Genomic DNA, 15,436 nt, shown 5'->3' with positions numbered 1-15,436 from the left:
TATAAAAAGACAAATCCTAAGTCATGGATTAGCTAAATTGGGGGGGGCATCCTAATGCTACAATCTACTGTTCACAGTTCGGTATGTACAACTAATCCACATCAGAAGATCGAAGCCAGAACTTCAGACAAAAGATATTACCGACAAATTGATACTAATGGCACTCTCGACACAGCGCCATTAGGCAAGCGCCTCTGCCATATATTGGTTCCAGCTGCGCTAGATCCGGCTGCTGATTATTCCCTCCTGAACCGGGAACAACTCGGTGGTAAGGGAATGTTTTTACGGCGCATGGAGGAAGCAGGCCTGCCGATCCCATCGTTTAGATGTGTTGCCGCTCAGGTGATGAATGCGCTGGAACAACACCCTCTGGGTATTGGTCGTTTAGCTCCTTATCTCTCCGGGATTGTCGATAAACCGGGATCAGAAACCAGCCTGACAAGGATTAAGGAACACCTTAATGCATTGCAACCTTTAGACCATGCCATAAGAGACAAGTGGCTGAAAGGCTTGTCGACATTTATCGCCAGTGATGACTTTTACCAACAGGTTAAAGATTCTGAAGCGGCCCGACACATCAGGGATCTGCGCCGTCAGCTGGATGAACTGTCCCCATCACAGCCGGTGATTGTCCGCAGTTCTGGCGTCAATGAAGATAACTACGGCGATGCCCAGGCGGGCAAATACCGCTCTGAAGTTCAGGGCGAAGATGATGTGTTGTGGACCTGCCTGAAGGTGATGGCCTCCGGTTACCGGCCTGAAGTCTGCCTCGGGGGTGGACCACAACCCATGGCACTAATTATCCAGCACTGCATTAACTGCCACTATGGCGGGGTGGTCATGAGCTATCAATCACTGCAGGATGATACTGTCCGGGTTGAGTACACATCCGGTCAGCCCAGAGGTGCAGTGGCCGGACAGTCCGGTACCATTCCCCATCGTATCGACATTGACCGTAAAGCAGGGGCTGACAGCGCGCAGTACTTTCCCGGGACGATTTCAAGTCACTTCGTTCTACAAAAGAACATTGATAATAACGGCTATTCGGAAACAGAGATTCAGGATGCTGATACCCAATCAGACGGAAGTAGCCAGCAGCTCAGTGATGGGCTGGTTGCAGAACTCAGGGAAGCAGTGACAAAGCTGGAAGATTTATTACTTTGCCCTGTGGATGTGGAGTTTGCCATCGATCGTCAGGGTTGCCTGTTCCTGCTACAGGTGCGCCCTATCACCCGACTCTCCGGCGGCATGGATTTTGCCCTCTCCATCCCCAAACCCGAAGAGACCCTGGCCAGTGGCGAGGGCGCCAGCGAAGGCTACTGCACCGGACCACTCTGGGTGGCCAAAAATCGGGCAGCAGACACCCTTCCGGAGGGAGCCATTGTCGTGGCCCGACACGGTGAAGAGTGGATGCTTGAGCCTGAGTGCCTGGAGCGGGCAGCAGGTTTTGTTTTTGCCGCCGGTGGAACCAATGACCATGTGGCGATCACCCTGAGACAGGCAGAAAAACCCTGTCTGCTGGCCGGTGACCAGTATCCGACCGTGGCTGCTCAGGATGGTCAACAGGCGACGCTGGCCTGCGCCCGTTTTAACGGTTCGCCCGGTGCCTTTGTGGTTGCCGGAGATCTGACTGGAGAACTGGCAAGTCACAGAAGTACATCCTACGCCTTTTCGGATGAGCCATTAACGAACGTCGTCGCATCAAGGGATGATTTATCGCCACCTGAAGGTACATTAAGTCAGGTGGCTACCGCTTTCCACTGGCTTACCGACCAAAATGCTCGCTTGCTGGCATTTTTCGCTCCCGGCGGCGGGCTGGGCTGTCTGGCAAACCCGATAAAACTCAGCATGTCGGCACAACGGTCAGAGCTGCTGGCTGCAACTCAGACCCGGACAAAACAACTGATTCAGGGGGCTGAAGCCCTGTTGGATGGTTACCGGGCATTCCTGCAGCTGGCTGGTGACCGCCATTCACCCCAGCTCCAGCCATTGCGAGATGAATTACCGCAACTAATGACCCGGTTTGAGACGCTGAAACAGACCATCGGATCAGGGTTAGAGCGTATCACCCTGCCCCTGCGGGCCGATGAAAAACTGCCGGTATCCCCGGGAACTTTTCGCCAGTGGGTGGCAGACTGTCATCAGTTACAATCCTGTCTTCAGGCACTCAATCCCCTGAGGGCAGAGCAGGTCCGTAGTGTCCATGACCTGATTTTTGCCCTGCATCAGCGCTTCGTAAAGGCGCTGGGACCGGTCACTCTGGCCTCTGGTCAGGGAACGCTATCTACGGAAGAGGCCATCAGTTATGTTGATTGCACGCCACCGGGTGAGGAGGCGGGGCTATTGAGACCGTCCGGCAAAACGTCCATCGAAGCGTTAGGGCGTATAGGGACTGTCGTCAGTATGGTTGATGCCTTGATTGTTAACTTGCGGTTAGGACATCATATCAGCCTTATCGAGCTGCTTGAACACGCAGAAGGCGGGAAAGGACGAACCTTGCGGCTGACATTTTCTGACCGATTTTGCTCTCTTGATGGCAGCGATAGATCCGACAAGTTAAAACGTATGTGGTTTCTGGTACAACTACTGAAAGCGATCGGACTGGATAAAGAGGCTGATGGCATGAAGCTGCGTTGTAACGCCGCAGCGGGAGCAATTATTGTCGAGTGCTCCCGAATGGTATCAAGGCAAGCCATGCAGGATGCCTTTGAAAAACTGATAGCAGCCTTAAGTGGTACCACGAATCTTGATTGGGACCTGAATCGTTTACCGATTTTTGAAGGAGAACAGTGGAGCTTCGGCTTGCTTGCACAACGCTGTGCACAAAGCCTTGATAGCAATGTTTCGGCAGAAGCCGACAGATTCGCGTTTCGACTTTGCCTTTTCTTAATCGGCTATTACGAATGCTCCTGCAGTACTCCCAAGTACTACCCGCTATTAAGTAAAGATCACCAACAGTTTATTGATCACAGTCAACGATTAGCCGAATCAATATCATCGGATCATCTTCGGGAAATGTTAATGAGTGATGAGATTGGTGAGAACACCCGCAGGGAACTCTTACATCATCTTTTATTTTTCTCTCCCGGAGAGGCTACTCCCATGATTGAACAAGTATATGAGCAGTTGCGAAATCAATACTTTGTTATCAAGCCATCCTACAGTTACACCCCGGAGTTTTATATTCAGCCGGGTCAGTCACTCAAGGAACATAAAGAACAGATCAAGAATTTCCTGCAGAAGCATGGGCTGAAATACGCCAGCCAATCGGTTCGAAATGATAAAGACATGGTATTACCCGCTATTGCCGCACATCCAAAAGATCTGGAATGGGTTAGTGAAGAACTGAGGGGGGATAAAGATGTCGTCATGGCTGCAGTCGCTCAATATGGCTATGAGCTGGAACATGCCAGTCCGGAACTTCAGGATGATGATGAGGTGGTAATGGCTGCTATCGCACAGTTTTCAGGAGCTCTGGCTTTTGCAAGTGAAAGATTCCGAAGCAATAAGAAAATTGTTGAAATGGCAATTGATGATGATTTTGGTAACTTTAGACATGCCAGTAAAGAGCTGCATACTGATCGTCAATATTTGCTACAACTCATTGAAAAAAATTCCAGGATCTTCATTTTTATTGATTCCGGGCTTAAAGATGATGAGGACTTTATCAGGTCAGCAATCAAAATAAACCCAGCAGTTCTTCAATTCGTACCAAAAGAAAAAAAACGAAATATACCTGAGTGCCAGGTTATGTTAACTGAAGGATAATCTATCCACTGTTTACTGAATTGAAAAACATTGCATCCTGAATTCGGATCATAAATCTCTATTCTAAGTAGCTTCTGTAACCAGAGGCCTGCCAAAGAAATACTATTAGCGTGTAAATGATCGGGTTTTTATATCCTGACCAAATTACCTGGTTAAGAATAGCGGGTGAACTTTGTAAAAAAATTAATGTCAGATTTTACTGAATCCATTGGGAAAAATATTGACTGTACGATCATTCAAAAATTTCAGGTGCAGGTTATTAGATCATGGATGAACAGTTAAAGTTAAATTGAAGGGATAACCTAATGATACAACCCACCGTTCATAATGATGCAGTTCATGGTGTTGCTAATACAACTAATCCAGACCAGAATACCGGGGTCAAAACTTCAGGCAAAAGGTATGGCAGTCAAATTGGTGCCAAAGGCACTCCCGACACAGCGCCATTAAATAAGCGCTTTTGTCGTATATTGGTTTCAGCTCCGCTAGACTCGGCTGCTGATTACTCTCTCCTGAACCGGGAACAACTCGGTGGCAAGGGGATGTTTTTACGGCGCATGCAGGAGACAGGCCTGCCGATCCCGCCGTTCAAATGTGTTACCGCTCAGGTGATGAATACGCTGGAACAACACCCTCTGGATATGGGTCGTTTAGCACCCTATCTCTCCGGGATCACTCCCGGGATGCTTGATGAAGCGGGACAAACCAGTCTGGCAACCATCAGGGACCACCTCAATACCTTGCCACCCTCAGACCAGGCCAAAAGGGATAACTGGCTGACAGGCCTGTCAGTATTTATCGCCAGCGATGACTTTTACCAACAAGTTAAAGATTCTGAAGCTGCCCGACACATCAGGGATCTGCGCCGTCAGCTGGACGAACTGTCCCCTTCACAGCCGGTGATTGTGCGCAGTTCTGGCATCAACGAAGATAACTATGGCGATGCCCAGGCGGGCAAATATCGCTCTGAAGTTCAGGGCGAAGATGACGTGTTGCGGACCTGTCTTAAGGTGATGGCTTCCGGTTACCGGCCAGAAGTCTGCCCCAAGGGTGAACCACAACCCATGGCACTGATTATCCAACACTGCATTGACTGCCACTATGGCGGGGTGGTCATGAGCTATCAATCACTGCAGGATGATACCGTCCGGGTTGAGTACACATCCGGTCAGCCCAGAGGTGCAGTGGCCGGTCAGTCCGGCACCATTCCCCATCGTATCGACATTGATCGTAAGGCTGGGGCTGATAACGCGCAATACCTTCCCGGGACGGTTTCAAGTCACTTTGTTCTGCAAAAGAACACCGATAATAACGGCTATTCAGAAACAGAGATTCAGGATGCTGATACCCCGTCAGACACTGGTAGCGAGCGGCTCTGTGATGAGCTGGTTGCAGAACTGAGGGAGGCGGTAACCAGGCTGGAAGATCTATTGCTCTGCCCTGTGGATGTGGAGTTTGCTATCGATCATGAGGGTCGCCTGTTCCTGTTGCAGGTGCGCCCTGTTACCCGACTCTCCGGCAGCATGGATTTTGCCCTCTCCATACCCGAACCCGAAGAGACCCTGGCCAGTGGCGAGGGCGCCAGCGAAGGCTACTGCACCGGACCACTCTGGGTGGCCAAAAACCGGGCAGCAGACACCCTGCCGGAGGGAGCCATTGTCGTGGCCCGACACGGTGAAGAGTGGATGCTTGAGCCTGAGTGCCTGGAGCGGGCAGCAGGTTTTGTTTTCGCTGCCGGTGGAACCAATGACCATGTGGCGATCACCCTGAGGCAGGCAGAAAAACCCTGTCTGCTGGCCGGTGACCACTACCCGGCCGTGGCCGCCCGGGATGGCCAGCAGGCGACGCTGGCCTGCGCCCGCTTTAACGGTTCGCCAGGTGCCTTTGTGGTTGCCGGTGATCTGACTGGAGAACTGGCAAGTCACAGAAGCGCATCCTCTGCCTTTTCGGATGAGCCATTAACGAACGTCGTCGCATTAAAGGATGATTTATCGCCACCTGAAGGCACATTCCTTCAGGTGGCTACCGCTTTCCACTGGCTTACCGACCAAAATGCTCGCTTGCTGGCATTTTTCGCTCCCGGTGGCGGACTGGACTGTCTAACAAACCCGATAAAATTGAGCATGTCGGCACAACGGTCAGAGATGCTGGCTGCAACTCAGACCCGCACAAAACAACTGATTCAGGGGGCTGAAGCGCTGTTGGATGGTTACCGGGCATTCCTGCAGCTGGCCAACCATTCACCCAAGCTCCAGCCATTGCTGGATGAATTACCTCAATTGATGACCCGTTTCGAGGCATTGAAACAGACCATTGGATCAGGGTTAGAGTGTATCACTCTGCCCCTGCAGGGCGGTGAAAAACCACCGGTATCCCCGGGAACTTTTCGCCAGTGGGTGGCGGCCTGTCATCAGTTACAATCCTGTCTTCAGGCTCTCAACCCCTGGCAGTCTGGGCAGGTCCGGAGTGTCCATGAGCTGATTTTCGCCCTGCATCAGCGCTTCGTAAAGGCGCTGGGACCGATTACTCTGTCTTCTGGTCAGGGCAGGGTATCTACAAAAATGAAGATTACCTATGTTGATTGTTCGGCCCCGGGTGAAGAGGCACTGCTATTGAGGCCATCCGGCAAAGCATCCATCGAAAGATTAGAGCGTCAGGGGACTGTCTTCAGTTTGGGAGATGCCTTGATTATTAACCTGAAGTTTGGAAATCATGTGGGCCTTATCGAGCTACTTGAACACGCAGAGGGAGGAAAAGGACGAACCTTGCGGCTGACATTTTCTGACGAATTTGCTTACCCTGATGGCACCGATCAACCCGGAAAGTTAAAACGTATGTGGTTTCTGGCGCAGTTACTGAAAGAAATCGAATTGGATAAAAATGCCGATAGTATGAAGCTAAGTTGTAACGCTGTAGCGGGAGAAATTATCGTCGAATGCCCCCGAATGACGTCAAGGCAAGCTATGCAGGATGCCTTTGAAAAGCTGATAATTGTGTTACAGACTATTGATGATCTGGATCAGCATCTTGATTACAGACCCATTGTTAAAGGGGATCAATGGAGCTTTAATTTGCTTGCACAACGGCTTAATAGCGACTTTGCGGCAGAAGCCAACAGATTTTCCTTTAAACATTGTCTTTTCTCACCCAGTTATCTTTATTCTTTCACGACTCTTCAATGCTACCCGTTATTAAGCAATCACCTCCAACAGTTTATTGATCATACTCAACGATTAGCAAAGTGCATGAAAAAATCGGAGGCTCATTTTCGGGAAATGTTAATGAGTGATGAGATCGGTGAAGAAACACGCAGGGAACTCTTGCATCAGGCTAAGTTACCGTTAATGGTTGAATCAGCTAAACTCCCATAAAATCTACGTTGTAGGGGAGTGATATGCAATCTGAACTCTTCCAGAATTTTATTGATTCCATTTCAACATTAACCAGTGAACAGCGAGACATTCTTAACAACTCGCTCCTTAGTACTCAAATAGAGGTTACCGAGGTAGTAGAAACCACTGACTCTGAACCTGTTTACAGTGAATCTATACCCAATAACGATAATGCAACACCTGACGTAGAAAAGAGCATACTTGCCCAATTTGCCGAAAACCCCAGGTGCCCCAAATGCAAAAGCCATAGCGTTGGTCGCTGGGGCATACGAAATGGCCGACAGCGCTACCACTGCAAGACTTGCGACTCAACGTTTAACGCCTTTAGTGGAACGCCTTTGGCAAGGCTCAGGCACCCTGAAAAATGGAACAAGTACCTCGCAGGTATGACTCACTCTATGGTCTTGCGACCAGCTGCTGCTGAGAATGCCATTGACTTGAAAACTGCGTTCCGCTGGCGTCACCGCTTTCTTGAAGTGATTAATAATGATCAAGCAGAAGAGCTTTGTGGCATTACTGAGCTTGATGAAACATTTTTCCGTGAATCCTTCAAAGGGCAAAGAGAAGGCCTTCCACGGCCAACCCGAAAGCGGGGTAATGATCCCAACAAAGCCCGAAAAGTCCCGGTAATGGTGGCTCGGGACCGTAATCGAAATACCGTTGACGGTGTATTAGAAAACGAAAGTGCTAATGAATTGTGCAGGCATTTAAATGGCCGCATATCGATACAGGCCACGGTCTGTGCGGATGCACACCTCGCTCACGAAAAACTTGCTGACAAGCTTGGATTTGTCTTCAAGGAGCTGGTGACATCAGCAGGTCAACATGTTGTTGAAGGCATCTACCACATCCAGACTGTAAATTCTTATCACAGTCATTTAAAACGCTGGATTGGCGGCGTATTCCAAGGGGTTGCAACTCGTTACCTTCCCCATTATCTGGCCTGGAGGCGAGAACTGACGGCAGCAAAAAAATTAACTGTTGGCCGGTTGATCAGCAGAATTACTGAACATTGGTGCTTCCAACCATTAACGGTAACTTAGCCCTTGCATCATCTTTTATTGTCCGAAGATATCAGAGACGCTACTTCATTGGTTGAGCTTGTTTATGGTTGCTTGAGAAATCAATACTTTGTCATCAAACCATCCTTCAGTTACCGTCTGGAGTTTGCTATTCAACCGAGTCAGACACCTCCGGATCATAAAGAAGATGTCAGGAATATCTTGCTGAAGCATGGGCTGAGATATGCGAGCCAATCGGTTCGAAATGATAAAGACGTAGTATTCCCGGTCATTCGAGCACATCCAGAAGACCGGAAATATTTAGTTAAGCGCTGAGGCGTGATAAAGCTGTCGTCATGACCGCAATCACTCAAGATGGCAAATTGGAACTATATTTTTGGATTTCAGTCTAATGATTATGGGCATAGTGCTTCGGTAGCCGATGCTTGATTGTGTAATTTAACAATTATCGATTTGACGGTATTCAAGGAGACTGAAATGGATGTTGCTATTAATGATTTCTGTGACCAGGTAAGCGTCAGGGGTTCTATTAGTCTCCGGGATTGTGGAATTAATACCAGTAGACAGTTCATCTTTGGGCGAACGGTTGGCCCAAGTGATCACAGGCGCCTGCTGGGAGAATTGAAAAGGCATCCTGCTCTGATGCATTTAGTTGGCAAAAGCGTGGTCACAACACATGAACTGTCATCTTATTATAATTATCCGGCTACCGGTTCTGAAAAAAGATTGCCAGGCCACGTAACACTGGTTACCTGTAACGAAGGGCTATTGACATGGGTCAAACGTGAAAATGGCATCAAACCCTATGGGATAGTGAATTCGGTCGACGTACACCGGCAACTGGAAAGTGGCGTTGCGAAGGTTATCAGAGACAACTTTGGCGGTGCTGGCGGTCATTATCATCAGGTCTCCCGACAGCCCCACAATCGCATAAATTACGGCGAATGTTTCACTTATAACTGTAACCGTGGCAGCAAAGCGTCTAGTTTGGATAATTGCCTGACGGTTCACAATGTGTTGGTACCTTTTGCGGGAGAGCCGAATTTTGCAGCAACGCTTAAAAATACCTTTCTTGAGGTTTTTCAAGCGGCTGATAGTAACGGATTGCCCCGGGTTTTCACCCCTCTGCTCAGTTGTGGGCGTGCGGGTGGCACAGGAGCAGCCCTGGCCAAAGCGGTTGCAGAAGCCAAAGCTGATTTTGAATCAACAGGTAAGCAAGCACCAGAACTGATTCTGGTGGGTATGTCTTCTTCTGCAGGGGACCGGGCCGCTTGCGCAGATTTTGAAAGCCAGTGGCATGAGTCGTACCGGGAAATTCCTTCAACACGCTCTCTGGTACGTCGATCAGCGACACCTTATCCAGGTACCAGTCCCATAGCAGGCACGCCGGCCTTCTCTTCAGCTACCGATACTGAAAAACCATTGCCTGGCGGTGTAACACTGGTGACCTGTAATAGAGGGTTATTGACATGGGTTGAGCGTCAAAATGGCAGTATACCCTATGGGGTAGTGAACTCGGTTGATGTAAAACTGCAACTGGACAGTGGTATTGCGAAGGTGATCAGAGACAACTTTGGCGGCGCTGGTGGTCATTATCATCAGGTGTCCTGGCAGCCCCGGAATCGAATAAATTACGGCGAATGTTTCACTTATGACTGTAAACGTGGCGGCAAACGGTTTGATTTGCATAATTGCCAGACGATTCACAATGTGTTGGTGCCTCTTGCGAGTGACCGGAATTTTGCAGCAACGCTTAAAAAGACGTTTCTTGAGGTTTTTAACGCGGCTGACCGTCAGGGATTGCATCGGGTTTTCTGCCCTCTGCTTGGTTGTGGTCTTGCGGGTGGCACAGGAACAGCATTGGCAAAAGCGGTTGCAGAAGCCAAGGCTGATTTTGAGTCAACAGGTAAGCGAGCACCAGAACTGATTCTGGTGGGTATGTCTTCTCAAGGTAAGGACCGGGCCGCTTGCACAGACTTTGAACGTCAGTGGTATGAGTCAGGCCGACGAATCCCTGCAGCACGTTCACCGGTACGTTCTGTAAAAACACCCGCTGCAATGGCCAGTTCCGGGGCTGCAGCCAGTACAAGTACAACAGCCACTACCAGTACTGCAGCAACAAGAGCAACAAAAGCAGGCAGTGGTTACAACACTTCAAGTGTATTGATTCGTGATCAGCTGGAAGTCGTGATGCACCCTGACAAGGGAATGTTCGGTTATGCCAAAGAGCTCTCGAAACAAGGAACGCCATTCGATCTGGTCAATGCTGCAAATAGCAGAATGAAACATGGCGGAGGTATTGCAAAACAGTTTTCAGATGATCTTGGCAATGAATTTGACCGGGATACTCATCGTCAGGCACCCGTTCATACTGGCATGTGTTATACGACAGGACCATATGGCTATGCCCGGAATCCCAAGTTTGGTTTGCGTCATTGTCAGCATATTCATAACGTGGTTGCCCCGAACGTAGCAGATTATACCGTCAGTGTGAAAAGTTCCGGTGTCCGCAACAAGGCATTTTTTGATCAACAAAAGTATCATCAGGATTTCACCAATGCTTTTGTTTCACTGCTCCTTGAGGCCCATAACAAGGGTAGCAATACCATTGTCAGTTGCTTTATTGGTTGCGCTATTTTTGGTGGCAGTGGTTCAGGTATGGCCCATGCTCTCCATGCGGCTTACCGGGATCCACGTATACAGGCATTATCCAAGGTACCCAAATTAATACTCGTGGGTTGGAAAGATGATGATTGGAAGGTGCATGATACATTTATCCGGACCTTCAAGAGCCTGAACACTGCTAATCCGGTGCGTTTGCCGCCGGTGAGAGCAGCTGTCAGCGACTTCCCGGCGGGTATTTCAGGCAAGATATTCCCTGCAAATCCCGGTGCGATCCCGAAGCAAACCTCACCTTATTTTCGATCACAGGCCAGCACGACATCAGTCTTTTCCAGACCTGGTCGAATGACTTCAGGCCGAACCAGCCCGGGCATTGATGCTGCTTTTTCTTCAAGCGCAGGAACGGGCTCAGAGGCTACCGGAGTTTCCAGATCCCAAGAAGGTGCAGCTACCGCCTTTAGAGAAAGTAGCAACGCTATTGACTGCGGTATTTGTGGTGAATCAAAGCCTGAAAAAGGTTCTCAGCAGGTTAAAGGACTTCAGGTTTGTTCTGACTGTGCAGTTGATTATCAGGATCAGGGGGTCAGCTTGTCTGAAGCAGCAAAGCTTGCGGAAGAGTTCGCAGCAATCAATTACCGACCTTTGCAGATCAGGCAAGACAGCCGTGACTTACCGGGATACCCGGGAGCAGGTCGAATCATTGTACGTATTGAGGCAACTGCACCTTCTCAACTGAGTGATGGGCGACGACTGGACATGACTTATAAAAATGAAACTCACTATTTACCCAATAATGCGGTCGGCAAAGAGCTTCTCAGGCTGCTTGCAATACTCCACCAAGAGAAGTTGATTTATAAAATTGATAAGTCAAATACCACGGGTAAATTCGGCATCACCTTCAACGTCCATTTGAAAACATCAGACTCTGGTGGTGAGGGAAATCATGGTTATCCAGACACTACTTACCAAAACAGAGCACTGAATGAGATAGTGGGACTGGCATCAATACACTCACTGCAGGATAAGCTTGACACGTCGAAACTGGTGCGTTTGCTTTTTTCTGATCGTTAAGTAGAGATTTTTTTTCGGTTTTAGCTTTATGATTTAAGACAGTTGATAGATGGAAGATAAATCCGGATCGGAAGATCCGGATTTATTGTGATTTTTTTCAGCTGGTTCCAAACCTTTCCAGGCTGGCTCTTCTTTCCCTTTCCGAGCGTCGCATAAACCACCAGCCAAACAGCGCTGCCAGAGAGACCACCAGAATGATCAGTGTCGCCATGGCGTTAATTTTGGGTGAGATGCCCAGGCGCACGGATGAAAAGACCACCATTGGCAGGGTGGTTGAGCCAGGACCAGAGACAAAGCTGGCAATGACCAGATCATCCAGAGACAGGGTGAACGCCAGTAACCAGCCAGCGGCCAGCGATGGGGCAATGGTTGGAATGGTGACCAGAAAGAATGTTCGCAATGGTGTCGCACCCAGATCCATTGCAGCCTCTTCAATAGAGCGATCCACTTCCCGCAACCTTGCGCCCACGACCACCGCCACATAAGCGGTTGAGAACGTAACGTGGGCGATCCAGATGGTCAGCATACCCCGCTCCATGGGCCAGCCAATAAGGTCTGCCATGGTGACAAACAGCAGCAGTAGCGACAGGCCGGTAATAACATCCGGCATTACCAGGGGGGCAGTCAACATGCTGTTAAAGGCAGTTCTGCCACGGAATTTGCCAAAACGGTCAAGGGCAAAAGCCGACACCGTACCCAGAATGACCGCCATTGAAGCGTTATAGAAAGCAATTCTCAAGCTGATCCATACCGCTCTCATCAGTTGCTCATCCTGAAACAGCTCCACATACCATTGGGTTGAGAAGCCTGCCCAGACGGTCACCAGCCGTGAGGCATTAAAGGAATAAAACACGAGAATAAACATGGGCAGATAGAGGAAAATCAGTCCCAGTATCAGCATGATTGTGGAAAAGCCCGGCTTTTTGCTCCGCCCAAAGGTATTGGTGCGTTCAGATCCTGTTTCTTTGGAAAGCGTCATGACAAGCTGGCCTCCAATTGCTTCACCTGCTGGCGATTGAAGAAGGCAATGGGCAGACAGAGGATCAGCAGCATGATCATGGCCAAAGCACTGGCCAGCGGCCAGTCACGGTTGTTGAAAAACTCCTGCCAGAGCACTTTACCGATCATCAGGCTCTCAGGCCCACCCAGCAGTTCAGGAATCACGTATTCCCCCACCGCAGGGATAAAGACCAGCATACAACCTGCGACAATGCCGCCCATGGACAGTGGCAGGGTGACTCGGAAAAAGGTTTCCCATGGGCGGCAGCCCAGGTCATTGGCTGCTTCCAGCAATGATTTGTCCAACTGGGTCAGGTTGGCATAAATAGGAAGCACCATAAATGGCAGATAGGCATAAACGATGCCTATATAAACGGCAATATTGGTGTTCAGGATCTGTAGGGGCTGATCAATCATGCCACACCACATCAGCAGGTTGTTCAATAACCCGTTATTTTTCAGTATGCCCATCCAGGCGTATATGCGGATCAGGAAAGAGGTCCATGATGGCAGCAGCACCAGCATGAGCAGGAAACTTTGTTTTCTTCCGGGTGCCTGGGCCATGGCGTAGGCCATGGGATAGCCCAACAGAAGACAGAAAAAGGTAGCAACCAGCGCCAGCCTGATGGAAGTCAGATAGGCCTGCAGGTACATTTCATCGTCGGCCAGGAACAGGTAGTTGCCCAGATTGACAGTAAATGTCAGTACTTCATCGAAATACTCAACGATGGACGAATAGGGTGGAATGGCAATTTCTGCCGATGAAAAACTGATCTTGACCACAATCAGGAAGGGGACAAGAAAGAATAGCAGTAGCCAGAGAAAGGGGACGCCAAGAACGAGGCGACGTCCCCACAGTGCCCTTAAGGCGTTTACCCTCTCTGGTCCCCACGCTGTCGCGGAGGCGCCTTTTGTTAACAGGTTGGACATGACAGATTCCAGAATATATCCGTTACCAGTGACTTACATTAACCGTTGGTAAGCCTGAATAGTTTACGAAGCAGAAAGCCCTTAGCTCAGAAAAGCCTTTAGCCCAAAAAAGCCTTTAGCCCAGAGAAGCTATTAGTCAATGGAAAGCTTTCAGGCTGTTATCAAAAAAATACTGAATAAGGTTAGCGGTGATTGATCAGCTATTCAGGACGACACCACTGTCATCATCCCAGCTGATATAGACTTGATCGCCCCAGGTCGGGTTATCAGCGGTACGGACCACATTCGCCATGTTGGACTGAACCATCATGCCTGACGGAAGTCGGATATGATAAACCGAATGGCCACCCAGATAGGCAATGTCGTGAACCACACCTTTGCTCCAGTTGTAGTTCCCTTCCGGCTGCTCTCTGGTCACCATGGTCTTTTCAGGACGCACGGCAATCCAGACCTTACGGTCTTCCAGTGGTGCCATGATGCCGTGGCCGATGTAGATAGGCTGTTGCACCTGATGGGATTGAATGATGACGTAACCCGCCTCTTCTTCGGTGATTTCACCTTCAAACATATTGACGGAGCCAATAAATTCGGCAGTCATGCGGCTGTTCGGGTTTTCGTAGATATCGATAGGGGTACCCACCTGGACGATCCAGCCAGCGTCCATGATGCCAATGCGCTCAGCCATGGTCATCGCCTCTTCCTGGTCATGGGTCACCATAATGCAGGTTACCCCCACCTCTTCGATGATATCCACCACTTCAAGCTGCATACGGCTGCGCAACTTCTTATCCAGCGCCCCCATGGGTTCATCCAGCAGCAGCAGCTTGGGCCGTTTTGCCAGGCTTCGAGCCAGGGCTACACGCTGGCGCTGGCCACCGGAGAGCTGGTGTGGCTTGCGGCGGGCATACTTCTCCATGTGCACCAGTTTCAGCATCTCCTCGACACGCTGAGCGATGATGTCTTTTGGCAGGCGATCCTGTTTTAATCCAAACGCCACATTTTGTTCCACGGTCATATGAGGGAACAGTGCATAGGACTGAAACATCATATTGATGGGGCGCAGATACGGTGGCAGGTGAGTAATATTCTGCCCATCCAGGTAAATGTTGCCCTCAGATGGTGTTTCGAAGCCTGCCAGCATCCTTAATAACGTCGATTTTCCTGATCCAGAGCCACCGAGCAGCGCAAAAATCTCACCCTTTTTAATATTCAGACTGACATTATCAACGGCGATAATGTCATCGAACTTTTTGGTGACCTGGTCGATCTTGACCCGTATCTCAGTGCCTGAGCGACTTTTTACTGCAGATGTCGCTGATGTCGACGGCGTTGGGGAATGTTTCGGGGAGGCAGATGCTGTACTCATCTAAAATTTTCTCCAGCCCGGAATATAAAGAACAGGGTAGAACCCGATGATTGTGCTTTAATAGGCTCTGTTGACATAAGTTTATCGTCAGTAACTCAGGATCGCTTGTCGCGATCATGCATTTCGGGCTTGTGAAGCACCTGTTGCCGATAAAGCCCTGCTGCCGATTAAGAGAGCCTTCAAACCCCCAAGGAAGTGAAAAGCTCGCGCATTGTGCAGAAAAATGCAGGGATTGAAAATGATTTTGCGATAAACACTGATAGAAG

7 protein-coding genes are annotated in these 15,436 nt (G+C 49.5%); 4 read left to right on the top strand and 3 right to left on the bottom strand.

What is annotated here, in order from left to right:
• The first annotated feature begins 204 nt into the window (after window positions 1-204).
• The 4 genes from MJO57_RS28510 (at window position 205) to MJO57_RS28495 (ending at window position 11,875) form a co-directional block, all read left to right on the top strand.
• Window positions 205-3,768: a DUF4116 domain-containing protein gene (locus MJO57_RS28510; protein WP_252020588.1), complete on the top strand. Its 3,564-nt coding sequence runs from the start codon at window positions 205-207 to the stop codon at window positions 3,766-3,768.
• A 305-nt stretch (window positions 3,769-4,073) separates the two neighbouring features.
• Window positions 4,074-7,139: a PEP/pyruvate-binding domain-containing protein gene (locus MJO57_RS28505; RefSeq protein ID WP_252020586.1), complete on the top strand. Its 3,066-nt coding sequence runs from the start codon at window positions 4,074-4,076 to the stop codon at window positions 7,137-7,139.
• A gap of 23 nt (window positions 7,140-7,162) precedes the next feature.
• Window positions 7,163-8,203: an IS1595 family transposase gene (locus tag MJO57_RS28500; protein WP_252017335.1), complete on the top strand. Its 1,041-nt coding sequence runs from the start codon at window positions 7,163-7,165 to the stop codon at window positions 8,201-8,203.
• A gap of 408 nt (window positions 8,204-8,611) precedes the next feature.
• Window positions 8,612-11,875 carry a macro domain-containing protein gene (locus tag MJO57_RS28495; protein WP_252020584.1) on the top strand — a complete coding sequence of 1,088 codons (3,264 nt, stop codon included), beginning with the start codon at window positions 8,612-8,614 and terminating at the stop codon, window positions 11,873-11,875.
• Window positions 11,876-11,972: 97 nt separating this feature from the next.
• On the opposite strand, the gene MJO57_RS28490 is transcribed toward MJO57_RS28495, so the two are convergent.
• The 3 genes from MJO57_RS28490 to potA all read right to left on the bottom strand — a co-directional run bounded on the left by MJO57_RS28490 (window position 11,973) and on the right by potA (window position 15,170).
• A complete protein-coding gene (locus tag MJO57_RS28490; RefSeq protein WP_252020582.1) occupies window positions 11,973-12,776 on the bottom strand; it encodes an ABC transporter permease subunit in 804 nt (267 codons plus the stop codon).
• 74 nt (window positions 12,777-12,850) lie between these two features.
• Entirely contained in the window at window positions 12,851-13,804 is a 954-nt protein-coding gene (locus MJO57_RS28485) for an ABC transporter permease subunit (protein ID WP_252020580.1), read from the bottom strand.
• A gap of 196 nt (window positions 13,805-14,000) precedes the next feature.
• Window positions 14,001-15,170, bottom strand: coding sequence for a polyamine ABC transporter ATP-binding protein (gene potA, locus MJO57_RS28480; RefSeq protein ID WP_252020578.1), 1,170 nt, complete (start codon window positions 15,168-15,170; stop codon window positions 14,001-14,003).
• Between the last annotated feature and the right edge of the window lie 266 nt (window positions 15,171-15,436).

Origin of the sequence: Endozoicomonas sp. SCSIO W0465 (genome assembly GCF_023716865.1) — a bacterium.
GTDB lineage: Bacteria > Pseudomonadota > Gammaproteobacteria > Pseudomonadales > Endozoicomonadaceae > Endozoicomonas.
The sequence above is the reverse complement of the archived record's forward strand: the minus strand, read 5'-3'. Positions and strand labels throughout refer to the sequence as shown.

What these genes read in the sequence shown, in the direction of transcription:
- MJO57_RS28490 (WP_252020582.1), bottom strand. Translation starts at nt 12,776, where the DNA reads ATGCTGATACTGGGACTGATTTTCCTCTATCTGCCCATGTTTATTCTC.
- potA (WP_252020578.1), bottom strand. Translation starts at nt 15,170, where the DNA reads ATGAGTACAGCATCTGCCTCCCCGAAACATTCCCCAACGCCGTCGACA.
- MJO57_RS28485 (WP_252020580.1), bottom strand. Translation starts at nt 13,804, where the DNA reads ATGTCCAACCTGTTAACAAAAGGCGCCTCCGCGACAGCGTGGGGACCA.
- MJO57_RS28500 (WP_252017335.1), top strand. Translation starts at nt 7,163, where the DNA reads ATGCAATCTGAACTCTTCCAGAATTTTATTGATTCCATTTCAACATTA.
- MJO57_RS28505 (WP_252020586.1), top strand. Translation starts at nt 4,074, where the DNA reads ATGATACAACCCACCGTTCATAATGATGCAGTTCATGGTGTTGCTAAT.